The 24,703-nt window shown below is 60.9% G+C and carries 15 protein-coding genes; 10 read left to right on the forward strand and 5 right to left on the reverse strand.

Features of this window, described 5'->3' with window-relative positions; all coding sequences use genetic code 11:
- Positions 1-29: 29 nt before the first annotated feature.
- From ACYZT5_RS21125 to ACYZT5_RS21155, 7 genes are all read left to right on the forward strand, one after another.
- Entirely contained in the window at positions 30-1,238 is a 1,209-nt protein-coding gene (locus ACYZT5_RS21125) for a DUF3426 domain-containing protein (RefSeq protein ID WP_462047245.1), read from the forward strand.
- Positions 1,239-1,423: 185 nt separating this feature from the next.
- Complete coding sequence (dusB, locus tag ACYZT5_RS21130) at positions 1,424-2,434, forward strand: tRNA dihydrouridine synthase DusB (RefSeq protein WP_462047246.1); 1,011 nt, start codon at positions 1,424-1,426, stop codon at positions 2,432-2,434.
- Entirely contained in the window at positions 2,431-2,751 is a 321-nt protein-coding gene (gene fis, locus ACYZT5_RS21135; RefSeq protein WP_007907419.1) for a DNA-binding transcriptional regulator Fis, read from the forward strand. The genes dusB and fis overlap by 4 nt, the downstream gene beginning before the upstream one ends.
- Positions 2,752-2,832: 81 nt before the next feature.
- Positions 2,833-4,440, forward strand: a complete 1,608-nt coding sequence (gene purH, locus ACYZT5_RS21140) for a bifunctional phosphoribosylaminoimidazolecarboxamide formyltransferase/IMP cyclohydrolase (protein ID WP_462047247.1) — start codon at positions 2,833-2,835, stop codon at positions 4,438-4,440.
- 151 nt (positions 4,441-4,591) lie between these two features.
- Positions 4,592-5,887, forward strand: a complete 1,296-nt coding sequence (purD, locus tag ACYZT5_RS21145; RefSeq protein WP_462047248.1) for a phosphoribosylamine--glycine ligase — start codon at positions 4,592-4,594, stop codon at positions 5,885-5,887.
- A gap of 99 nt (positions 5,888-5,986) precedes the next feature.
- A complete protein-coding gene (locus ACYZT5_RS21150; protein WP_462047249.1) occupies positions 5,987-8,764 on the forward strand; it encodes a hybrid sensor histidine kinase/response regulator in 2,778 nt (925 codons plus the stop codon).
- A gap of 64 nt (positions 8,765-8,828) precedes the next feature.
- Positions 8,829-9,425 carry a MarC family protein gene (locus ACYZT5_RS21155; RefSeq protein WP_064593220.1) on the forward strand — a complete coding sequence of 199 codons (597 nt, stop codon included), beginning with the start codon at positions 8,829-8,831 and terminating at the stop codon, positions 9,423-9,425.
- Positions 9,426-9,515: 90 nt separating this feature from the next.
- Here the strand turns inward: ACYZT5_RS21155 and ACYZT5_RS21160 are convergent, their stop codons facing one another.
- From ACYZT5_RS21160 to cobG, 5 genes are all read right to left on the reverse strand, one after another.
- Positions 9,516-16,661, reverse strand: a complete 7,146-nt coding sequence (locus ACYZT5_RS21160; protein ID WP_462047250.1) for a TcdA/TcdB pore-forming domain-containing protein — start codon at positions 16,659-16,661, stop codon at positions 9,516-9,518.
- Positions 16,662-17,022: 361 nt separating this feature from the next.
- Positions 17,023-18,726 carry a precorrin-3B C(17)-methyltransferase gene (gene cobJ / locus ACYZT5_RS21165; RefSeq protein ID WP_462047251.1) on the reverse strand — a complete coding sequence of 568 codons (1,704 nt, stop codon included), beginning with the start codon at positions 18,724-18,726 and terminating at the stop codon, positions 17,023-17,025.
- On the reverse strand, positions 18,726-19,457 hold the full coding sequence (locus tag ACYZT5_RS21170; protein WP_462052290.1) for a precorrin-2 C(20)-methyltransferase: 732 nt from the start codon (positions 19,455-19,457) through the stop codon (positions 18,726-18,728). Before ACYZT5_RS21170 ends, cobJ begins: the two co-directional genes overlap by 1 nt.
- Positions 19,457-20,083, reverse strand: a complete 627-nt coding sequence (locus tag ACYZT5_RS21175; protein ID WP_462047252.1) for a precorrin-8X methylmutase — start codon at positions 20,081-20,083, stop codon at positions 19,457-19,459. Before ACYZT5_RS21175 ends, ACYZT5_RS21170 begins: the two co-directional genes overlap by 1 nt.
- Positions 20,076-21,374: a precorrin-3B synthase gene (gene cobG / locus ACYZT5_RS21180; RefSeq protein WP_462047253.1), complete on the reverse strand. Its 1,299-nt coding sequence runs from the start codon at positions 21,372-21,374 to the stop codon at positions 20,076-20,078. Before cobG ends, ACYZT5_RS21175 begins: the two co-directional genes overlap by 8 nt.
- 144 nt (positions 21,375-21,518) lie before the next feature.
- Here cobG and cbiE point away from each other — a divergent pair, with 144 nt between their 5' ends.
- Genes cbiE through ACYZT5_RS21195 form a run of 3 tightly spaced genes read left to right on the forward strand, consistent with a single transcriptional unit; the run spans position 21,519 to position 24,545 of the window.
- Positions 21,519-22,730, forward strand: a complete 1,212-nt coding sequence (gene cbiE, locus ACYZT5_RS21185) for a precorrin-6y C5,15-methyltransferase (decarboxylating) subunit CbiE (protein WP_462047254.1) — start codon at positions 21,519-21,521, stop codon at positions 22,728-22,730.
- Positions 22,723-23,820, forward strand: a complete 1,098-nt coding sequence (locus tag ACYZT5_RS21190; protein WP_462047255.1) for a cobalt-precorrin-5B (C(1))-methyltransferase — start codon at positions 22,723-22,725, stop codon at positions 23,818-23,820. Before cbiE ends, ACYZT5_RS21190 begins: the two co-directional genes overlap by 8 nt.
- Positions 23,817-24,545, forward strand: coding sequence for a cobalt-precorrin-6A reductase (locus ACYZT5_RS21195; RefSeq protein WP_462047256.1), 729 nt, complete (start codon positions 23,817-23,819; stop codon positions 24,543-24,545). The genes ACYZT5_RS21190 and ACYZT5_RS21195 overlap by 4 nt, the downstream gene beginning before the upstream one ends.
- Positions 24,546-24,703: the final 158 nt, after the last annotated feature.

Genomic DNA, 24,703 nt, shown 5'->3' on the forward strand with positions numbered 1-24,703 from the left:
ATGAGCGCCTGCCTAAACCGGATCGCCGCATGACCGACAGCTTCGTCACCCAGTGCCCGCATTGCCAAACCAGCTTCCGCGTCAGCCATACTCAGTTGAGCGTGGCCCGCGGAGTGGTTCGTTGCGGCTCGTGCTTGCAGGTGTTCAACGCCGCCAAGCAGCTGCTTGAGCAACGGGCCGGCAAGGACGCGATCCCGCCGGTTACCCCGGTCATCGTCGAACCACCGGCGCCGCGGGCCATCAGCCAAAAGCAATGGACCGCCGCCGAGCTGGATCTGGACAGCCTGGACCTGGACGAAGAGCTCGCCCGCCTCGAACAACGAGAGATCCAGCCGACCACGGAATTCGGCCGGCCCCGCGAAGACAACCTGAGCGCTAACCGCGATACCGCCGAGCACGACGAAGCGCCGTGGCCCGACAGTCTATTCAGCGAATCGGCCGCCGATCGTGCGCAGACCGCTGAAGCCGATTTGCCGGAGCTGGAACTCGAGCCCAACAGACACTCGCGCACCGAACCTTCGCTGTCCCTGGAACCGGTGGAACTGGACGACGAACATCAGCCGCCACAGCTGCGTCTACACGACCCACTCGACGCGCCGATGCATCACGAACGCCTGTCGGCGACCGATGAGATCGACGACGATCTGCCCTCGATCGAGCCCCTGCGCAAAAAGCGTGAGCCGGCTGTCCGCGCTGAAGCCCTGCAAGACCTGACCGATGACCCACTGCAACTGGACTGGCAAAAACGCCGCTCACCCTGGGGTCGCCGACTTTTCTGGCTGCTGCTGATCCTGCTCGGCGCGGCGGCGCTCGCCGGCCAGTACATCGCCTACCATTTCGACGAACTGGCGCGTCAGGATCAGTACCGTCCGTGGTTCCAGCAACTGTGCCCGCAAATCGGTTGCACTGTGCCGTCCAAAGTCGATATCGCCAAAATCAAAAGCAGCAACCTGGTGGTCCGCAGCCACCCGGACTTCAACGGTGCACTGGTGGTCGACGCGATCATCTACAACCGCGCACCTTTCTCCCAGCCTTTCCCGCTGCTGGAGTTGCGATTTGCCGACCTCAACGGCCACCTGATCGCCAGCCGTCGCTTCAAACCCGGCGAGTACCTCAACGGCGATCTCGAAGGGATGGTGGAAATGCCTCCGCAAACGCCGATCCACATCGCACTGGATATCCTCGATCCAGGCTCCAAAGCGGTGAATTACAGCCTGAGTTTTCATTCGCCCGAGTGAAACGGTTCAGTGTTACGACTTTGACGGCATATTTCTGACTTTGACCGCTCGTACCAAACCGCTGGCGATAACAAAATTACTGTTCAGATTTTGTTCAATTCAGCCTTTATCCAGTCATCGAGAGCGGGTATCATGCCAACCCTTTTTCGAACTCTCATGATCCGGCCCCACAACAGGGAAGCCCTATGTCGGCGGTACGCATCGGTCCATATACATTGCACAACGGCTTGATTCTCGCCCCGATGGCGGGGGTCACCGACCAGCCCTTTCGTCAGCTGTGCAAGCGACTGGGCGCAGGGCTTGTAGTCTCGGAAATGGTCACCAGCGACATGAGCTTGTGGAACACCCGCAAATCGCGGATGCGCATGATCCACAAAGGTGATCCCGAGCCCCGCTCGGTACAGATCGCCGGGGGTGATGCACAGATGTTGGCGGATGCAGCCCGGGCCAACGTCGAACTGGGCGCACAGATTATTGATATCAACATGGGTTGTCCGGCGAAGAAGGTCTGCAACAAGGCTGCCGGGTCCGCGCTGTTGAAAGATGAAGCACTGGTGACCGAGATCCTGCAGGCCGTAGTGGCTGCGGTTGATGTGCCGGTCACCCTTAAGATCCGCACCGGCTGGGACCGGGACAACAAGAACGGCCTGACAGTGGCGAAGATTGCCGAGCAGGCAGGCATTACGGCGTTGGCGGTTCATGGCCGCACCCGTGCCGATCTGTACACCGGCGAAGCCGAGTACGACACCATTGCCGCGATCAAGCAGGCCGTGTCGATTCCGGTCTTTGCCAATGGCGATATCGATTCGCCAGAGAAGGCCCGGTACGTGCTCGATGCGACCGGTGCCGATGGCCTGCTGGTAGGCCGGGCCGCCCAGGGGCGGCCATGGATTTTTCGTGAGATCGATCATTTTCTGCGTACCGGCGAGAAACTCCCGGCACTGGAACTGATCGAGGTGGAACGCATTCTGCTAGAGCATCTGGCTGCGCTGCACGTCTTCTATGGAGACGTCATGGGTGTACGCATTGCTCGAAAGCATGTGGGCTGGTATCTCGCAACCTTGCCGGGCGCCAGGGAGTTTCGCGCCCACTTCAATCGTTTGGAAGATACGGAAGCACAATGCGCCAACGTTCAGGGCTTCTTCGCCGAACGTAACAAGAGCCTGACAGGGGACGGAGACGAGGTGGCCGCATGACGATGATGACCGAGACTTTAGTGAGTGGAACAACACCCGTGAGCGACAACGTGAATTTGAAACAGCACCTCAATACGCCGAGCGAAGAAGGTCAGACCCTTCGCGGGAGTGTCGAGAAAGCGCTGCACAATTATTTCGCCCACCTTGAAGGCGCTGCCGTCACGGATGTGTACAACCTGGTGCTCTCCGAAGTCGAGGCTCCCCTGCTCGAGTGCGTGATGAACTACGTCAAGGGCAACCAGACCAAGGCCAGTGAGCTGCTCGGACTGAACCGAGGCACGCTGCGCAAGAAACTCAAGCAGTACGATTTGCTGTAAGCATTCAATCAAACCAGAAAGGCGCCCGCGTAAAAACGGTCGCCTTTTTTGCTGACTCCTTTGCTTTTGATGGAAATTGAAATGACCGACCAGACTACCCGCCTGCCGATCCGCCGCGCCTTGATCAGCGTTTCCGACAAGACCGGGATCCTCGAGTTCGCCAAAGAGCTTGAAGCTCTGGGCGTCGAGATCCTCTCCACCGGCGGGACGTTCAAGCTGCTGCGCGACAACGGCGTTGCCGCAGTGGAAGTCGCGGATTACACCGGTTTCGCAGAAATGATGGACGGCCGGGTGAAAACCCTGCACCCGAAAATCCACGGTGGGATCCTTGGCCGTCGCGGTATCGACGACGCCATCATGAACGAGCACGGCATCAAGCCGATCGACCTGGTAGCGGTCAACCTGTACCCGTTCGAAGCCACCATCAACAAGCCAGGCTGCGACCTGCCGACCGCCATCGAGAACATCGACATCGGCGGCCCGACCATGGTCCGTTCAGCTGCAAAAAACCACAAAGACGTGGCCATCGTGGTGAATGCCAGCGACTACGCCAACGTCCTCGAAAGCCTCAAGGCCGGCGGCCTGACCTACGCTCAGCGTTTCGACCTGATGCTCAAGGCCTTCGAACACACCGCAGCCTATGACGGCATGATCGCCAACTACATGGGCACCGTGAACCAGGCCGCTGACACCCTCTCGACCTCCGGCCGCAGCGAATTCCCGCGCACCTTTAACAGCCAGTTCGTCAAGGCTCAGGAAATGCGCTACGGCGAGAACCCACACCAGAGCGCGGCGTTCTACGTTGAAGCCAAGCCTGCCGAAGTAGGTATCGCCACCGCGACCCAACTGCAAGGTAAAGAGCTGTCGTACAACAACGTGGCCGACACCGACGCCGCGCTGGAATGCGTGAAGAGCTTCGTCAAACCGGCCTGTGTGATCGTCAAGCACGCCAACCCGTGCGGCGTTGCCGTCAGCCCGGACGCCGAAGGCGGTATTCGTCAGGCCTACGAACTGGCCTACGCCACCGACACCGAATCCGCCTTCGGCGGCATCATCGCCTTCAACCGCGAGCTGGATGCTGAAACGGCCAAAGCCATCGTCGAGCGTCAGTTCGTCGAAGTGATCATTGCCCCAAGCGTCAGCGAAGAAGCCCGCGCCATCGTGGCTGCAAAAGCCAACGTACGCCTGCTGGCCTGCGGCGAGTGGTCGGCTGATCGCGCCGCTGCCTGGGACTACAAACGCGTCAACGGTGGCCTGCTGGTGCAGAGCCGCGACATCGGCATGATCGGCGCCGACGACCTGAAAGTCGTGACCAAACGCGCCCCGACCGAACAAGAGATCCACGACCTGATCTTCGCCTGGAAAGTCGCCAAGTACGTTAAGTCCAATGCCATTGTCTACGCCAAGAATCGCCAGACCATCGGTGTCGGCGCCGGCCAGATGAGCCGCGTGAACTCCGCTCGTATTGCGGCGATCAAGGCTGAGCACGCTGGTTTGCAGGTGCAAGGTGCAGTCATGGCATCGGATGCATTCTTCCCGTTCCGCGACGGCATCGACAACGCGGCCAAGGTTGGTATCACTGCGGTGATCCAGCCAGGCGGCTCGATGCGTGATAACGAAGTGATTGCAGCAGCAGACGAGGCCGGCATCGCCATGGTCTTTACTGACATGCGCCACTTCCGTCACTGATTTGTTTGCTTGATCGTACCCACGCTCTGCGTGGGCACGCAGCCCGGGACGCTCCGCGTCCCTCGGACGCAGAGCGTCCGTAGAGGCATTCCCACGCAGAGCGTGGGAACGATCAGCCCCCACAGAATTAGCGTCATCCGAGGTTTTTGAAATGAATGTTTTGATCATTGGCAGCGGTGGCCGTGAACACGCCCTGGCCTGGAAAGTGGCTCAGGATCCGCGCGTGCAGAAAGTTTTCGTGGCTCCGGGCAACGCCGGCACCGCCATTGAAGCCAAGTGCGAGAACGTCGCGATCGACGTGCTGGCCCTCGAACAGCTGGCCGACTTTGCCGAGAAAAACGTTTCCCTGACCATCGTCGGCCCGGAAGTGCCGCTGGTCGCCGGCGTCGTCGATCTGTTCCGCTCCCGTGGCCTGGACTGCTTCGGTCCGACCGCTGGCGCTGCCCAGCTGGAAGGTTCAAAAGCCTTCACCAAGGATTTCCTGGCGCGTCACAAGATCCCGACTGCCGACTACCAGAACTTCACCGAGATCGAGCCAGCCCTGGCTTATCTGCGTGAAAAAGGCGCGCCGATCGTGATCAAGGCCGATGGCCTGGCTGCCGGTAAAGGCGTGATCGTTGCCATGACGTTGACCGAAGCCGAAGACGCCGTGCGCGACATGCTGGCTGGCAACGCCTTCGGCGAAGCGGGTTCGCGCGTGGTGATCGAAGAGTTCCTGGACGGCGAAGAAGCCAGCTTCATTGTCATGGTCGACGGCAAGAACGTATTGCCGATGGCCACCAGCCAGGACCACAAACGCGTCGGTGACGGCGATACCGGTCCGAACACTGGCGGCATGGGTGCTTACTCCCCGGCCCCGGTCGTCACCGCCGACGTCCATCAGCGGGTCATGGACCTGGTGATCTGGCCGACCGTGCGTGGCATGGCCGAAGAAGGCAACGTTTACACTGGCTTCCTGTACGCCGGCTTGATGATCGACAAAGCTGGTAACCCAAAAGTCATCGAATTCAACTGCCGTTTCGGCGACCCTGAGACCCAACCGGTGATGCTGCGTTTGCAGTCGAGCCTGGTGTTGCTGGTCGAGGCGGCCCTGGCGCAAGCCCTGGACAAAGTCGAAGCACAATGGGATCCGCGTCCGAGCGTCGGCATCGTGCTGGCCGCCGGCGGCTATCCTGGTGACTACGCTAAAGGCGTTGCCATCAACGGCCTCGATGCAGCCGCAGCACTGGAAGGCAAAGTCTTCCACGCCGGTACTGCGCTCAAGGATGGTCAAGTGGTGACGGCCGGTGGTCGGGTACTCTGCGCCACTGCAATGGGTGCCAGCGTCGATGCCGCTCAGCAGCAGGCTTACAAGCTGGCGGCCAGGATTGACTGGGAAGGCTGCTTCTATCGCAAGGACATTGGCTACCGTGCCATTGCCCGCGAGCGTGGCGAAAATCAGGAATAAGAGCGCCATTCGGCCAGGCAAGGGCCTCGGGCTCTTGCCGGGCTATTCCGGCGCCGCGCATAGTTATACTCTGGCATCAACCTACGAAGGGATTTCGCCGTGCGCTGGCTCAGGATTGCCATAGGTCTCACCGTCACTCTGCTGACCTTGCTCTGCATGCTCCCGGCCCAGGCCGCGCAAGGCAGTGGCTGGGCGGTATTGCTCGACGAACAGGGCGACCTGCAGCTAAGCGACATCCGTTCCGCTCGCTACACCAATCAATTCAGTCCCATTGAACTCGACCTCCTCACCGCCGCCGAGCCCGATGGCGCGTTATGGCTGCGTTTCAGACTCGCACCCGGCAAGCACGAACAGTTGCTGCGGGTGTTCGCTCCCGACCTGTCGCACCTCAATCTCTATGTGCTGGACGGCGACACGCTGATCGAGCAATTGAACACCGGTACCGGACAGCCCCAGGCTGAAAGGCCATTGCCCAGCAGTGACTTCATGTTGCCGCTGCCGCAAAGCGAAAAAACCCTCGACGTTTACCTGCGACTGGTCTCCGACCATCAGTTGAGGCCATACATCACCCTGCAGTCGGCGGTCATGACCGCGGCCAATCAGAATCAGATGCTGATCTACGGTCTGTTGCTCGGCTGTATCGCGATGCTGATCCTGCACAACGTTATTCGTTATGCCTACTCCCGCTCGCGCAGCAGTCTCTGGCTGGCTGGCTGCGAAGGACTGTTGCTGCTCAGCCTGGTCCTGCTGCTGAACGTAGCCGGCCCCTGGTTGCCGGACTGGCATGCGGTCCAGACGCCGGGGGCTTACCTCGCGTTGCTGCTGACAGCGCCCTGCGGTCTGATGTTCGCCTATCGCTTCTTCGCCCCGCTCGGCCCGCACCCACTGAACAAGCTGCTGCTGGGCGACATCCTGTTCATCAGTGTCTGCGGCTTGCTGCTGTTGTTCGTCAATACGCTGCCGCTAAACATCATCACGTACGCGCTGGTCGCCCTCGCGGGCCTGACCATGTTGTTCGTCAGCGCCTATCACTGGCAAAAAGGCTATCGCCCGGCACGTCTTTTCGTGGCGGCAATGGTGGTGTTCAACGCCGGTACGCTGATTATCCTGCCTGCCCTGCTGGGGCTGACCCTGGTGGAGCCTCAAGGGCTGATCACCACGTTGCTGGTGTTCATCTGCATCAGTGGCCTGTTGATGAGCATTGCCTTGAGTGAACGTCAGCGCAGCATCACCGAAGACCGTTTCAGTGTCAGCCGCGACCTGGCCGCCAGCAATGCCGAGATCAACGCCAAGGCCGAATTCCTGGCAAAAATCAGCCACGAAATCCGCACCCCGATGAATGGCGTGCTGGGCATGACCGAACTGCTGCTGGGCACGCCGCTCTCGGTCAAGCAGCGCGACTATGTGCAGACCATCCACAGTGCCGGCAACGAACTGCTGACACTGATCAACGAGATTCTCGACATCTCCAAGCTCGAATCCGGGCAGATCGAACTGGACGATGTGCAGTTCGACCTCAACGCGCTGATCGAAGACTGCCTGAGCATCTTCCGCGCCAAGGCCGAACAGCAGAACGTCGAGTTGATCAGCTTTATCCAGCCGCAAGTGCCGCGCGTCATCAGCGGTGACCCGACGCGCCTGCGCCAGACCCTGCTGAGCCTGCTGGAAAACGCCCTGAAAAAAACCGACGAGGGCGAGATCCTGATCGTCGTCGCGCTCGATGAGCGCAGTGCCAAACCGCGCTTGCGCATTGCCGTCCAGGACAGCGGTGAGCCGATGGACGCCGAAGAGCGCGATGCATTGATGCACGCCGAACTGCACAGCAAGCACTTCCTCTCGGCCACCCGTTTGGGAGGCAATCTGGGGCTGGTGATCGCCCGTCAGCTGATTCGCTTGATGCAAGGGGAGTTCGGCGTCAAGAGCGGCGCCAACCAGGGCAGCACCTTGTGGCTGACCCTGCCGCTGGACCCTGACCGCCTCGAACACCCGACGTCCGACCTCGATGGCCCACTGCAGGGTGCACGGGTGTTGGTGGTGGACGACAACGACACCTGCCGCAAGGTGCTGGTGCAGCAGTGCAGCGCCTGGGGTCTGAATGTCAGCGCCGTACCGTCCGGCAAGGAAGCGCTGGCGCTGCTGCGCACCAAGGCCCACTTGCGTGATTACTTCGACGTGGTCCTGCTGGACCAGAACATGCCCGGCATGACCGGCATGCAACTGGCCGCCAAGATCAAGGAAGACCCGAGCCTGAACCACGACATCCTGCTGATCATGCTCACCGGCATCAGCAACGCACCCAGCAAGATCATCGCGCGCAACTCCGGGATCAAACGCATCCTCGCCAAACCGGTGGCCGGCTACACCCTCAAGACGACGTTGGCCGATGAGCTGAACCAGCGAAACAAGGGCCATTCCATCTCGCAGCACCTGCCCGTCGGCCCGACTTTACCGGTGAAGGTGCCAAGCGATTTCCGCATCCTGGTGGCCGAAGACAACAGCATCTCGACCAAAGTGATTCGCGGCATGCTGGGCAAGCTCAACCTGCAACCGGACACTGCCAGCAATGGCGAAGAAGCCTTGCAGGCGATGAAAGCCCAGCGGTATGACCTGGTCCTGATGGACTGCGAAATGCCAATCCTCGACGGCTTCTCCGCGACTCAGCAACTGCGTGCCTGGGAAGTCGGCAACCAGCGGACTCGCACCCCCGTGGTGGCACTGACTGCGCACATCCTCGCCGAGCATAAAGAGCGCGCGCGTCAGGCCGGCATGGACGGGCACATGGCCAAACCGGTCGAGCTGTCGCAACTGCGCGACCTGATCGAGCATTGGGTTGCCCAGCGCGATCAGCAGAACCGGGCAGCGACCCAAACGTCCTGAGCCGACAGACCCCGCAACGCCTGATAGACTCCCCCTCGACTTCCCTCGCCAGTGAGCTTGCACCATGCTCCACGTGTTGTTCAGCGTTTACCTGAAGATGCTGGTGCTCTACAGCCCGTTCTTCGTGTTGTCCTGCTTCATCAGCCTGACCCGCGGTTATTCGCGCAAGGAACAACGGCGCCTGGCCTGGAAGGTGGCGATCGCCACACTGGTATCAAGCGTGTTGCTGTACCTGTTCGGACGGGTGATTTTCGACGTATTCGGAATCACCGTAGATGCGTTCCGTATCGGCGCCGGCAGTGTGCTGTTCATTTCGGCGCTGGGCATGGCGCAAGGCAAGTCGGTGGTGCAGACCGACAACGTGCAGCAGGACGTGACCATTGTTCCGCTGACCATTCCGCTGACTGTCGGCCCGGGCACCATCGGTGCACTGCTGGTGATGGGCGTCAGTCAACCGCACTGGGACGACAAGCTCACCGCGATCATGAGCATTGCGCTCGCCAGCTTCACGGTGGGGGTGGTGCTGTATCTGTCGAACCGCATCGAGCGGATTCTTGGCGACCAAGGCTTGCAGATCGTCAGCCGGTTGATGGGGCTGTTCGTTTGCGCACTGGCCGCACAGATCATCTTTACCGGGGTGAAGGGTTATCTGGTGCCTTGAAACCGGAAAGAAACAGACCGCCGACGGTCGCGTCGGCGGTCTGTTTGCGTCAATGGCAATGAATGCACAAGCGCAATATTACGGGTGCCTTCAACCGGCCGAGTCGACTGTGTTCCTGGCCTTCGACTCATCGATCAACGCTTTCAACGTCACGCTGTCGGTTCCGCCATTGCGCTCCTTCAGCCATCGCACCAACGTCGACACCAGACAAGGTCGCAGCCCCTTGACTTCAAGCATCACATCGCCGCGCAATGCCGGATCATTCGCACACGCATTACGCAAAAGCAGACAGTGCTCGGAGTCAGGATCGACCACCACCAAGTGATCCTCAACAATGCCCAACTCCAGCTTTTGCGGCTCTTCCAGCGACCAGATCAACCGGCTCATTACGGCGGGCCTGCCGCCCAGCGGATACCGACAATCAACTACGACCGAGTCCAGCTTGCGCGAGAGCGCCGGCGTCAGATGACATTTCATGAAGCCGCGGCCTATCCGCACAACCAGCGTGCGCACGTCATCAGGAATCAGCGGCATGAGATCGTACACATCCACCCGCCCTTCGATCACCAGCACCTCACCATTGCGCTGGACATAATCCAGCGGCCCGATCTGGCGCTTGCTCGGGTAGCCCTGCACGACACGCTGCTCCGGTTCATGCAGCAAGACATCGGCGTGTCGCCGGGTCCCCAACAGCTCGAACTCCTTGGGCAAGTCTGAAGCGGCGACCCGGATCAACCGCGCGCTATCGACGATGTACCACTGCACGCTGGCGTCCTGCGAGGCGATCGAAATGAACGGGCGATGCGATTCAGTCTCCAGAAGGGCCTGGAGGTCACCGATCAGTTGCTCACCATGGGCTGCCACCCAATTACGCTCCACGCCGGCAATCAGTGGTGGTTCCTGGAAGTGCAACTCCAGCACCACGCCATCATGGGTCGTTCCCAATAGTCCGGCACCGTCAATCCTGACGTCGGTAAAGCGCCACCGCGCCCATTGCCGCTCTGGCTTGGGCAGCGCTTCACTCAGCAACAATCGCGCGCCTGCACCGAAAGCCTGGTCGAGTCGCTGCGGATCGATAAACGCCTGGCGCCAGACCTCGCCGCCCGCCGGGTCGAACAGCCACGCCGACTGATTGTCCGGCGTCAATCCAAGCAGGCGTATCTCCGCCTGTTCTGCCTCACACAACAGCAACCGGTTGTCCACGTACCACGCGTGCAAGCGTGCATCGCCGGCTGTATTGGAAACACCGACAATGGCGAACTGTTCAACGGCGTGTTGGCGGGCCACGGCGTCCAGCGCCAGCCACCATTGAGCACGCCCCTTGAACCATTGCTCACCCAGACCTGCCAAGCGCACTTCACCGTCGGGGTCGATATCGAAAGAAAGCCCGTCCTCTGTGCGCGCCAGATAGCCGTTTTCCTCCGCTGCCACCTGTTTCATCCGCTCAGGCTGCACCCAACGGTGCGACCATTGCCCTTTGCCCTGCGTCACCGTGCGCTGTACCCGACACAGGGTCTGGAAGCGACGGTCGTAAATGACAAACACATCGCTGTCATCGGTCATCGTCAGCAATATCAGATCGTTCAAATTCTGAATCGAGTCAGGCCAACCACGAGCGTGATGATGGCGTGGCACCGGACGGACAATCACGTTGTCGCGTGTACGAATCCACGCCATGTCTCGGGCGTTATCTTCGATCTTCCAGCAGATCGAAACGTAAGGCGCGTACTGCAAATCGACCGTGGCGTATCCCTTGTTGTCACGAGCAGGCTTGAACAGAACCCGATCGCCCAGCACAGGTGCCCAATCGGTCAGGGGCGTACTGTCGTTCAGCAGCGCCTCGAATGTCGGTTCGACGCCACGGGTAATCGAACTCAGCCACAGCAGTCCGTCGCGAATCAGGTAATTGAACCGCTCCAGAGTCCCGTCGTCATGGGCATACTCCTGCACCACATGGACTACACCATGCCCGTCGGCTTCCACACTGCGGATCGTGCTGACGCCCTTCAGTTTCAATAGCAGGCGATAGCAGTGACTGAGCAAACCTGTATTCGCATCGACCTGCCAGATATCAAAACTGTTCGGATCATGGAAAAACGCAGACCCGTCGACCACGACCGACAACAGCGCATCATCGCCTGACACTTCGTCATCGCGCACGTACAGGATCCGGTCCTCACTGGCGTCGTACCAACCGGTGGTGTAACGCGGCGCCTTGGGTTTTTCGAACGGAATCAGATAGTCGTGGATCGGCGTATAGCGCAGCACCAGCCGATGGGCTCGGGCCAGTGCTTGCAGATGATCCTGCAATACCTGCCCGTCCACTCCTTTGGGAGCTTGCTCTTGCAACAGGTCCAGCACGCGTTTTTCGCTGCCCTCGATCCTGAAAAGCCTGCCATCGCCGATCAGCAGAAAGATGTCAGGCAGAAATTTTCCGGAAACCGTGAACGGGCAGTTTTTGACGCTGAACTGCCCATCTTTGCCGAACAGGATGTCACTTTCACTGGCCCAGGGTGCCACGAGGACCCAGCGACTCTTCTGCGAACCCGGTGACTCCACCAGTTCAATGTTGACACCGGGGTTGAGTACCAGCGTGCAAGTGCCTCCGACCCCTTGTATCCGATAGGAAACCTTGCCGTGCCAGAGAGGCGGCACCACCGGCACGACCAGTTTGCGCTCAAGGGTATCGAGTTGGACGCTGATCTCGGTCGGTCGGTAATCCGGATACATCCGGTAGAGGACGTAGTGGCTGGGGAAGGAGTAAAACGAATGCAGAAACAGCCACTGGCCATCCGGCTTCTTCTTTTCCAGGCGCCGGGCGATGTCGAACCCTTTGTCGTGGCGTTGCGAGGCAAACGGCAACGTCTGGTACTCGTAGCGGTAGCAGGTCTGGGGTGTACAAGGCAGGACGATGGGCTGACCGGCAGGCGGTGCGAAATTCATCTCGCCAGGAAACCCCAGCTCATCGCTGAGGTTGATTGCACGCGAATAATCGACCACGAATTCCGGCACGCCGAAGTGATCGCGCAGCGGGTAGAGTTTCGTGCTGTCGAGCAACAACTTGCCCGTGCTCAGATCAAGGCGCTTTACGATCAGAGACGGTTGCGGCAACCAGGCGCCCTGCTTCCCGTTGTACCGATAGGCTTCCCCGCGATGGGCCTGTTCCAGCTCAGCGAAAAACAGACCGACCACTTTCGCCTCTTCAGCGATGGTCGCGTACGCCTGCGCCAGCGCTGCCGCGCCGACGGCCAACCCGCCCAGAATCACGCCGGCACCTCCAAGGACTGCGGCAGCCGTGCCCGCCCCCGCGAGTGCCGCGCCCAATCCGGCTCCGGTCAGTGCGAGACTCGTGGCGTCGAATCCCAGCTGAGTGCCGAACGTGGCGGTCTCGACGCCGTTCTGCGCCGTCGCCAGCTGATAGATATCGAATCCGACGTTGGCCAGCCCCAGTACCGCTCCGACACCCTCGTTGGCCACATGTCCCGCCACTGCACCGATGGTTTTGCCAGTCAATGGCCCCAGCGCTTCGCCGACTACCCGCGCACTGGTTCGGGCAATGATTTTTTCATCGCGTAGAGCCGCTTGCACCAGTCCGATCAGACCCGCCACGTCCACCACATTGCCATGCACCAGTTGCGCATAGTTGACGTAGGCGTGCCACTGCACGGCAGTCGTCAATGTCCGGTCATCGCCTTCGCGTCCGCGCAAGGCATTCATCAGCGCCTGAACGGCAAACCCGGCATTGAGGGTGTGAACAGCGGCAGCCTCGGTCGGGTCCACCGGTGCGCCGGTCTGAGGAGGCTTTCGTCCGAGCGTCGAAAAGAGCTCGGACAGGTAGTTCTTGATCCGCAGCAGGCGATTGTCCCGGCTGATGATCGTTGCCACATGCTCGGCGTTCTTCGGATCGACCATGCTCACGCGATACGTGCCCTCGAGAGTCACCTCCAGCGAATCGAACAACGGCACCAGCGGCGATACCGAGTCATGTCCCTCCTGCAACCGGGAAGTCGCGTCGGCGATCTGCTCGGCCCACCAATGATTGTCGATCTGCAGCAGAGCGCTGCCCAGCCGCGGATTTTCGATCAGCGATTGCCCGTGTGCACTGTTCACCCGCTGGCGAATTGGACGCGATGGCATGTTTAACAGCGCATCCTCCTTGAGCAAATGCGCCACCTTGACGCCGGGTGACAGCTCCAGTTCGGCAACCTGTTCACCCTGCACATCGATCAAATCGAACTGCGGCCGGTCAGGCTTACCAAAAGCGGCGTAGTGTTTGGCCATGCCCGCCTTCTGGAAGAATTGCTTGAGCGCCATTCTGAACGTGGCCGGACTGTCGAATTCGAACAGGCCGAAGTTCGGATCATAGAAGTGGAACGTGACAGCCGTGCCGCTCACGGTTCTGGCCACCAGCATGGTGTGGTTGTCAGAGTTGAGCATCAGGGTCCGGGTGCCGACAGATCCCTCAAGCGTTGCGACGACCTTGTCCAGATCCACCCGCCCCAGCGCCGCTCCGACCTCGCCGGCGTGTACGCCACGCAACTCATCAAGGGCATGCAGAAAAGCGCCCGAGTCCGATTGCCCCGGCTCAAGTACCGCAAGGAAAAAGCGCTCGCGCAGTTGTCGGGTAGCCGCTTCACCCCGCGTGAGGGCCGCACTCATCGCCAACGCCAAGGGAAAGCAGCGACCGGCAGCCGTGTCACCCAGCCCGTGCATCAACAGATCCTGCGGGACCAGTTTTACGGTGCCGGCCTCGAACTGATTGAGCACCTGCTCCACCCGCTCCTGCACCTGTTCACGATGCTCCTGAGTGGCTACCTGCTGGATCCGCGCCACCTGGCGCCCCCAGTCAAACAGGGTCGACGCTCGGGAAAGTGCATTTTTTTTCAGGCTCAGCGCACTCGTCGAGCGCGTCGGCAATGCACCGTCAAAACTGCCCAACCCGGCCACAAATGCCGCTGCCCTGCGCTGGTAGAGGTGCTGTTCGATCGCCGCGTAGCGTCCGGAAGTCCCACGCTCGCTGACGCTGTTGATCAGGTTATCCATCGCGCTGCCCAGCGCCGCAAAACTCTGCTCATCCAGCGATCCAGCCCCGAGCAACGCCCCGAGCGTCAGACGCTGCAAAGGACTGAGGTGCGCAAGCTGCAACGCACCTGTGCCCAGACGGATCAGCACTTCATCCAGCGCAAGGCTTCGAGTCTGTTCATCGCCCAAGGACGCCGGCGGCCGCAGCCGGGTGTCCTGATTGCGGATGGCCTGACGATCGTCGAAACCCAGCGGCAACCTGTCGACGAAAACCACAGGGCCGTCGTGGCCGCTCATCATCGCCTGGGTAAACGGTTCGCCCAGGCCGTCAGCCATGCGCTGCAACAGGTCGGTGTTCAGAACATGGCGCCCCTCGATCAGCGGCCAGCCGAGCTCAAACTCGACGGTCGAGTGCTTGAGCAGCTCACTGATATCACCAGCGTAACGGGTTCTATATTGCCCTTCTTGCCAGCGCTGCTTTTCGCTCTCGACCCACTGCTGCAGATCGGACGCGTTTTCTTTCCAGGAGTGATCCAGCTCCTCTTCGCTTGAACGGTTGACCGTGCCCTGCGGTTCGATGGCCACCTCCTTGCGCGAGGCTTCGGCAGCCCGAGGCGTGAAGTGTTCTCGCTCATAATCGCCCATGCCCTGGCGTATGCCAGCCGGCCCGGTCAGATAGATCGTCCCCTCGCTTTCGGGACGGATCCCGTCGCTGTAATAACTGGCGACGGAGACCGCCAGTTGCCGTATCGCAATTTCATCCTCAAGCGGCAGTGCCATCAGAGAACCGAGACGGCTCTCAAGCTCTGCAATCGTCAAAACCTCCATGGCTTTGAAATCTTCAGGCGCAATTCCTTTAGCCGCGGCGGCCTTGACCACGGCGTCGAGCACTTGATAGTTGAAGCGCAAGCGTTCCTGCACTGCGATCAGCATCTGCGCGCCGGGGTGAGCCATCAGATAAGCATTGCTCAGCAAACCGCCTTCAGCCACCGCGCGCAACATATAAGGCCGCACCAACTGGTCAGACGGCGCCTGGAATACCTTGTCCAGGGCGGGGCGGCTTTTGGCGAACAACTCGAGCGCCGCACGATGTTCCTGGGGAATGCTGCCGGAGTAATCCGTGTATCGACTGCGCAGCGCCTGGCGGCCCGGCATCCAGTGCGGATTGTGATCCAGCAGCAACTGCACGATCCCGCGCTGGCCATCACCCTTCACACCGCCGATGTCCACGTCGCCAATCACCTTCAACAACGGTGGAAGGTTGTCGACGTCAGCGTACATGCCGCCTTCTGGCAGCAATGCCTCCAGCCGCACCACATCGGAACCGGCGGCAAGATTGCCACGCAAGCGCATTTCCTGATCGTAAATGGCTTGCAACTGCAAGGGTTGTGCGGCACCGGCCAGATCGCGCAACTGCAAGTCGCCGCCGACCACCGCTCGCAGGCTCTGCAGGTTGCGCGTCTTCAGCGATTGCAGATCTTTAGCCTGCTGGCCGTACGCCCGGGTCAACAGTTGCACCCTGGCTTCATCGGCCGACAGCCCGTTTGCAACTGCTTCATTGATGTGCGCGAACATTTGCTGCTTCAGGACAATGGCGCGCGCTTCATACATTCTTCCAAGTTGCTCTTCTGAAGCACTGTCGACTCCACCGTGCTGCATGGCGTGCGTTTTGGCGGCCTCGACGATAAGCCGGGTTGTTTGGTACGCCAGCAAGGCGTCACTGTCATACCAGAGGTTGATTTTGTAACCCTGCCCGGCCAACACCTTTTTCCAAATATTTATGTAATCGCGCTGGATCTCACCGATGCCACCACCGAGCCACACGAAGTGCAAAATCTTTGGAACTTGCGTCGCCGGTATTTTCATTAGCTCAACGCTGTATTGCAGACGCGATTCGAAACCTTTAACTCTGTCGCTGATTTGTGAAAGAGTGGGGGCCGACTCCTTATCAGGGCTCTGCGCCGGTTCCTGCTCCAATTCGCGGCGCACTCGACGCTTGCTCAATTCACCCAGCGCCTGCTTGAACAGCGCCAGCGGCTGCAACAACCGCGGCGAGTCGAGCAAAGCGATACAAGCAAAGTAATAACGAATCACCGCATCATGTTGCCCGGTGTTCTTGTACGGCAACAAAGCCTGTTCGAGGTCGGACAGTTTGAACAGATTGACGAACTTCACATAACCGCCGTCGGCGCCTTGAACTTTCGCTTCCTGCATAAATACACTTCCTTGAATTAATAAATTACATGGACATGCCGATAAGCACGCACATAAAAACCTCGCGACAATGACAACCGCCTTGCAACGAACTTATACAACGACAAACTAAAAATAACGAAACCAACCCAAACTTTACGAACGCGAAACTAGTATAAAAAAACCACTTGAACAAACACGAAGTCATTCAAGCAATGTCAAAGGAAACATCCAATGACATCGAACCGATCATTTGAACACTGTTGAAATATAAATCTGCCAAATACACCGACACAGAAACAAACAAGGCCGCGAATTCTGAATTCGCGGCCTTGTCATTTACATCGATGTCCGAATGCGGCAACAGGACGAAACGGAGTCATCAGCTCGCAGGCTTTTCACCGTACCAACGCGGCGTGTACACCCATTCCCCCCCTTCGGCGCGGGGAAAGGTGCACGTGGTGGACGAACCGATCAGCACCATCGTGCGCATGTCCACCTGATCCGGGGTCAACGCCCCCAGCGTGATGGTCCGCAATGTCTGGCCGGGCCGACCGATGTCACGGCCCAACACCACCGGTGTTTCAGGCGTGCGGTGCTGCGCGATGATTTCCAGCGCGCGCCCCAACTGCCAGGGTCGCGCCCGGGAGATCGGGTTGTAGAACGCCAGGACCAGATCCGCTTCGGCCGCCAGATCCAGACGTTTCTCGATGATCGACCACGGTTTGAGGTTGTCCGACAGTGACATCACGCAGAAATCGTGACCCAGCGGCGCACCGGCCTGAGCGGCGGTGGCGAGTGACGCGGACACACCTGGCAAAATCTCCAGGTCGACGTTGTGCCAGTGTGGATCGCTGGATTCGTGCAACGCTTCGAGCACTGCCGCCGCCATGGCGAACACACCCGGATCGCCGGAGGAGACGACGATCACCGAACGGCCTTGCGCCGCCAGCTCGAAAGCGTGGCGGGCACGCTGCATTTCTTCGCGATTGTCGGTGCAGTGCAGCACTTGATCTTCGCGAAACGGACCGGCCATGCGCACGTAGGTTTCGTAACCGAGCACATCGGTGGCTCGCGCCAGTTCGGCTTTCACCGCTGGCACCATCAGTTCGGCAGCGCCCGGCCCGAGGCCGATCACCGCCAGACGTCCGCGCGGACGGCCGATTTGCGATACGTCCAACGGGCGTTCGGTCACGGCGATGGCCATGTGGTGGGTCGTTGCGATGATCGCGGCATGCGGCAATGCACAGCGCGCCAATTCACCGATATCACTCGCCGCCGCGACAAAACGCAGCGGCACGCCGAGTTCAATGGCCGCTTCATGCAAGCTCGCAGAGGCCATCTCAGTGTCAGCCGCCACCAGACAGGCCAACGCTGGCAGCGCGACGCTCGCCTGCCGCAACGCTGCACGAACGGTGTTGGAAAGATCCGCCACGTCGGCACTCACCACCACCGCCACGCTGCGCGGGTAGATCAGCAACTCATGGGTGCTCGCCTCGCGTGCGTCGCTGCCGACATGAATCGAGCGCTGCGCATGCGGATCTTCCGGCAACTGCGCCTGATCCAGCCATGGCGCGGCGCCTTCGATGCGCACGCTGTGCCCGGCAAGCAGATCGGAAACAAAGCGTTTGCCCTGTTCCAGATCGCCGAGGGCGTAACCTGTGGGCGGATTGAGCAGGCAGGTGCCGAAGCGCAATTCACCACTGGTGGTGATCGCGGCGGCTACCTCTAGACCGGCAGCAATCTCTCGCGCCATGACGTTCACCCCGCCGAGGCCACCGAGCAGCGGCACCACCGCGCTGCCGTCTTCAGCCACGGCCAGCACCGGCGGCTCCGCGCCTTTTTCCAGTAGTAACGGCGCCAGGGTACGGATCACGATCCCAGCCGCACACAACGCGATGATCGGTGTGTCCTGTTGATAGAACTCGCGCAAGGTGGTGCCGAATTCGTGATAGACGCGGTCCGCGCCTTCCACCCGTTCGGCCAGACCATGGATCAATGCGCCAGGGTATAGCTGCGCAATCTTGCGCGCGGCCGCGAGGCTGCCATTGCCCAGTATGACAATCGCCGGAACTGGTCGGGACATCAGCCTTGCCACCTTTCGCCGGGCACAATGATCAGCGAGAAGTACGGCGAGGACATCGGCTCGACCTGATCCAGCGCCACGATCTTTTGGTTGGCCATGGTCGCGCGCTCAACGTACAGCGCACGTTCCGCCAGTCCAAGTTCTTCGAGCACCTGACGGACCTTGGGAAAGTTGCGCCCCAGTTTCATGATCACGGCGGCATCGGCGTCGGCCAGACGACGCTTGAGATCGGCGGCGGGCAATACACCCGACAGGACCGACAAACTCTGATTGCGATACACCAGCGGCGCGCCCAGCACCGAAGCACCGCCGAGCATCGAGCAAACGCCCGGCACGACTTCGGCTTCATAGCGCTCAGCCAGTCGATCGTGCAGGTACATGTAGGAGCCGTAGAAGAACGGATCGCCTTCGCAGATCACCGCCACGTCACGGCCAGCGTCCAGGTGCGCGGCAAGTTCTTCGCCGGCCGCATCGTAGAAATCGCTGATCACTTGTTCATACGACAGTGGTGCCGGCAACGCTTCGGTGGTCACCGGATACACCAGCGGCAGCAGCGTTTGCGCGTCCTGCAAATGCGCTTCGATGATGCCGAAGGCGTTGCCTTTCTTGCCCTTGGCGACGAAGTACGCCACCACCGGTGATTCGCGCAGCAGGCGCAGGGCTTTGACGGTAATCAGTTCCGGATCACCGGGGCCGACGCCCAGGCCAATCAAACGTCCAGGTTGCTGCATCATTCGATCTCCGTGGCGAGGGCGTTGACGGCGGCGGCGGCCATGGCGCTGCCGCCTAGCCGGCCTTGCATGATGACGAAAGGCACACCGCGACTGTCCGCCGCGAGCATCGCCTTGGATTCGGCGGCGCCGACGAAACCCACCGGGAAGCCGAGGATCAGCGCCGGTTTCGGCGCGCCGGCATCGAGCATTTCCAGCAGATAAAACAGTGCGGTCGGCGCGTTGCCGATCACCACCACACTGCCTTCCAGGTGCGGGCGCCATAGCTCCAACGCCGCGGCGGAACGGGTGTTGCCCAACTCGCGGGCAAGCTCCGGCACGCTGTCATCGCGCAGGGTGCAAATCACTGGGTTGTTGGCTGGCAAACGCGCACGGGTCACACCTTCGCTGACCATCCGCGCGTCGCACAGAATCGGCGCACCGGCGGCCAGCGCATCACGCCCGGCCTTGCCTGCGCCGTCGGAAAATTGCAGCCCGTCGATGGCATCGACCATGCCGCAGGCATGGATCACCCGCACAGCGAGTTTCTCCAGATCGGCCGGAATACGCTGGAGGTTGGCCTCGGCACGAATGATCGCGAAGGAGTTGCGATAGATCTCCTGACCGTCGCGGATGTAATCAAGCATCAAGGGGGCTCCGTGAGCGGGCGTCGAGCAAGGCTGCGACCGCTTCAATAGTAAGGTTGCGTGCGTGCAGCGCGCCGAAACCCGGCTGCGCTGCGTCGCGAAAATAGAGGTCGTAGTGACCGGGGCTGACCGCCAGCAACGTCACTGGAGCGCAATGCGCGGCAGCACAGGAACGCGGGCAACCGGACAGATGCACGTTGAGCGCTTGTGGCAGCAAAGTCGCCAGATGACGGGCATCGCGTTTGGTATCGGCCAGGCCTTTGCCGCAACCCGTCGAGCCGGTGCAGGCGACCAGATGCGCCAAGGCATCGTCGGCCGAGCAACGCAGACCGAGTTGTTCAAGACTGTGGATAACTTGAGCCGCAGTGTCGCCATGAACACCGGGCAATAACAGACTTTGCCAGGGTGTGAAACGCAGGCTGCCATCACCCTGATCACGTGCCAGTTGTGCGACGCCTCTGAGCATCGCGGGATTGAGGCGACCCAGCGGCGGCACCGCGCCGATATACACACGCTCGGCGTCACGCTGTGGATGAGCGCCGATGTGCAGGACACTCGGACTTACCTTGCGTTGCCAACCCTTGATGGGCATCAACGGCACACGCTCGGCCAGATGAGCGAGAAACCCGTCGAGCGAGCAATCAGCGAGCAAATGTCGCATGCGTGTCTGGTCGGGACGCGCCAGGTCAAGAAACAACTCAAGCACTGCGACCACCAGCGCGTGGCCCTGCTCCAGTGACACCGCACCCACAGGCGAGTCCACGGGACACCCCGCGAGACCGAATGCGAACACTTGCTCGCCCTCGCGTTCAGTGGCGGACAGCCACAGATCATGAGGATGTTCGAGCATCGCCAGACCTTCGCCACCATCCAGTTGCACGGCAAACTTGGCACTGAGGTCGTGGAAGCGTTCATGGCTTTGCAGCGTGACGAGGATCTGTTCGGCCAGCGGGCGCGTGTCGAGCAGCATTTGCTGATCAATTCCCGCACTCGGGCTGAGCATCAGGTTGCGCACATCGTCGCCAGCGGCGGCGTTTGGGCCCAACCCGGCCACCATCAGGCCATCGATCAAGGCGCCCTGTTCACTGCCAATCCCGCGAATTTGCAGGTTGGCGCGGTTGGTCGCCTCGATCACGCCGCCAGCGAACCGCTCAGCTGCACTGGCCACCGCATCGGCCTGAACCGCACTGATCGAACCGCCATTCAACTTGATCCGGCAGATGCCGCCGTCCAGCGCCTGGACGATACGCAACAACCCCGGACAGGCCGAGGGACGTAAGGCTAAGGACATCGGGCGTTCGTTCAAGGGGGCAACCGGCAGTGTGGGAAAGGCGCTTCGCGGGTGAAGGCGCGGTATTATGCCTGCTTTGTTCGACGGCATGAAAAGCCTGCCCGTCGGAACAGTCCGTTTGAGGACTTTTTTTGAGGACTGCAGATGTCACCCTGGCTGACAGTAGTGGGAATTGGTGAAGACGGCTTCAAGGGCCTGGGCAAAAACGCCCGGCACGCTCTGCTGTACGCTTCGCGGATCATTGGCGGTCAGCGGCAACTGGATTTGCTGCCGGTGTGCATCCGTGGCGAGCGGCAGTTGTGGCCCAGCCCATTCTCCCTTGAACCGGTATTGGCGCTGCGCGGCGAACCGGTCTGCGTGCTGGCCAGCGGCGATCCGATGTTCTTTGGTGTGGGCGCCAGCCTGGCCCGGCAGGTATCCGGCGATGAAATGCGGGTACTGCCGACGCCGTCCTCTTGCTCGCTGGCGGCGGCGCGAATGGGCTGGCCGTTGCAGGAGGTGGTCACGCTTTCGGTGGTGGCGCGGCCCATCGCCGCACTCAATGCGCAGTTGTTCAGCGGCGTGCGCTTGCTGGTGTTGAGCAACGACGGCAAGAGCCCGGCGGCCATCGCGACGCTGCTGCGTGAACGCGGTTTCGGCCCGAGTCGCCTCACCGTGCTGGAGCATCTGGGCGGTGCAGCCGAACGACGCATCGAGGGTGTCGCCAACGACTGGAGCGCCCCGGTGATCGCCGATCTGAACCTGATCGCCATCGAGTGCATCGCTGAACCGAACACGCCGCGCCTCTCCCGACTGGCCGGTCTGCCGGACTCAGCCTTCAAACACGATGGCCAACTGACCAAACGCGACGTGCGCGCCATCACCCTCGCCCGCCTCGCCCCGGTTCCCGGCGAACTGCTGTGGGACGTCGGCGCCGGCAGCGGTTCGATCGGCATCGAATGGATGCGCGCTCACCCCAGTTGCCGGGCGCTGGCCATCGAAGCTGACGAAGGGCGACAAGGGTTGATCGAGCACAACCGCGATGCCCTCGGCGTCCCCGGCCTGCAATTGATTCGCGGCAGTGCACCGCAGGCCTTGGCCGGGCTCGAGCGTCCGGACGCGATTTTCATCGGTGGCGGCGTCACCCGCGAGGGCGTGCTCGACACGTGCTGGGCCGAACTCAAACCCGGCGGTCGACTGGTCGCCAACGCGGTCACGTTGCAAAGTGAAATGACCTTGATGGCCTGGCGCGAGCAGCACGGCGGCGAGCTGACGCGCATTCATATTGCTCAGGCGCAACCGTTGGGGGACTTCGATACGTGGCGTCAGGCGTTGCCGATTACCTTGCTGGAAGTGACGAAGCCTTTCGATGCGTGACGAAACCGCCGAACAACCCGCACCGCTGCGCAGTGGCCTGACCACCGGCAGCTGCGCCACCGCCACCAGCCTCGCGGCGGCACGCCTGTTGCTCAGTGGCGTTGACACGGACGCTGTGGAAATCGTCCTGCCCAAAGGCAAGAACGTGCAGATGCGCCTGGAGTTCTGTCGGTTGATGGATGACGGCGCCGAGGCCGGAACCCTCAAGGACGCCGGGGACGACCCGGACGTGACCCACGGTGCCCTGCTCTACTCCCACGTGCGCCTGAATGCCCAACCGGGTATTCGCTTCAATGCCGGTCGCGGCGTCGGCACGGTGACCCGGCCGGGGCTGGTGCTGGGCGTCGGTGAACCCGCGATCAACCCGGTGCCACGCAAGATGATCACCGATCACTTGACCCTGCTCGCGGAAGAACTCGGCTACAGCGGTGGCTTCGAGGTTACCGTCAACGTTGAGGACGGCGAGGCACTGGCCCTGAAAACCATGAACCCGCGACTGGGGATTCTTGGCGGGCTGTCGATCCTCGGCACCAGCGGCATCGTCCGGCCGTTTTCCTGTGCGGCGTACATTGCCTCGATCCATCAAGGCATTGACGTCGCCAAAACCAACGGTTACCTGCATATCGCCGCATGCACCGGCAATGCCAGCGAAGACACCATGCGCCGGGTCTACGACTTGCCGGAAATCGCCCTGATCGAAATGGGCGACTTCGTCGGCGCAGTGCTCAAACATCTGCGCAAAGTACCGGTGGATAAACTCAGCCTGTGCGGCGGCTTCGGCAAGATCAGCAAACTGGCGGCCGGGCACATGGATTTGCACAGTCGGCATTCGAGCATCGACCTGCCGCAACTGGCCGAATGGGCGGCTGCGGTCGGGGCGGATGAGATGCTGCAATCAGGGATTCGCGAGGCCAACACCAGCCAGCAAGCGCTGGCGATGGCCAGCGCTGCGGGTATCGCCCTGGGTGATGCGGTGTGTCAGCACGCCCTGGACTTTGCTCGCAGCGTGGTGCCGGCACAGGTTCAGGTCGAAGTGTTTGCCATCGATCGCCAAGGCGGTATTGTCGGCCATGCGGGAGCTTTTCAATGAAGCGTGTGTTGTTGCTGGGTGGCGTGACAGAAGCCTTGGCCATTGCTCGTACCCTGGGGCCGGAACACATTTATAGCCTAGCTGGCGTCGGTCGCGTGCCGACCGATTTGACCTGTCAGGTTCGCGTTGGCGGCTACGGCGGTGCCGAAGGTCTGGCGCAGTTCATACGCGCTGAAGGGATCGATCTGCTGCTGGACGCAACCCACCCCTACGCCGCACACATCAGCCAGAACGCCGCCACCGCCGCGCAATTGAGCGGCATTGCGTGCTGGGCGTTACGGCGTCCTGCCTGGCAGCCACAGGCTGGCGATGACTGGCGGGATGTCAGCGATTGGACCGAACTGATCGAAGCGTTGAAACCCTTCCACCGACCGCTGTTCACCCTCGGCCGCGAACCGTTGCAGCACCTGCATGAAATCCCGCCAGAGCAATTCTGGACCTTGCGTGCACTGGACGTTTACCCGGGCAATGAGCGCTGCGAAGTCATCGGCGCGCGTGGGCCGTTTGTGATTGAGGATGAACGTGAACTGTTTGAACGTCAGCAGATTGATGTGCTGATCAGCAAGAACAGCGGTAGCACGGCGACCGAGCCGAAACTGGAAGTGGCACGAGAGTGTGGGGTGCCGGTGATTGTTTTGCAGCGGCCGGTGTTGCCGGGGATTGATCGGGAGTTTGGGTCGGTGGGTGAAGTGCTGAAAGCACTGTCGGTGTCAGACGATTCCTGAGACTTGCATAACCTTGCGACTTTGCCGGCAACACTCTCGGACGGAGCCGGCTATCCACCTCTATGGCTTCAATCCTATAGTCCGAGCCCTCTGATCCTATCAAGCACACCACCCCACTACACATAAGGGACGACTCACTTCGGCCCGAGGAAAGTGCG

It is taken from the genome of Pseudomonas sp. LB3P14, from assembly GCF_054898045.1.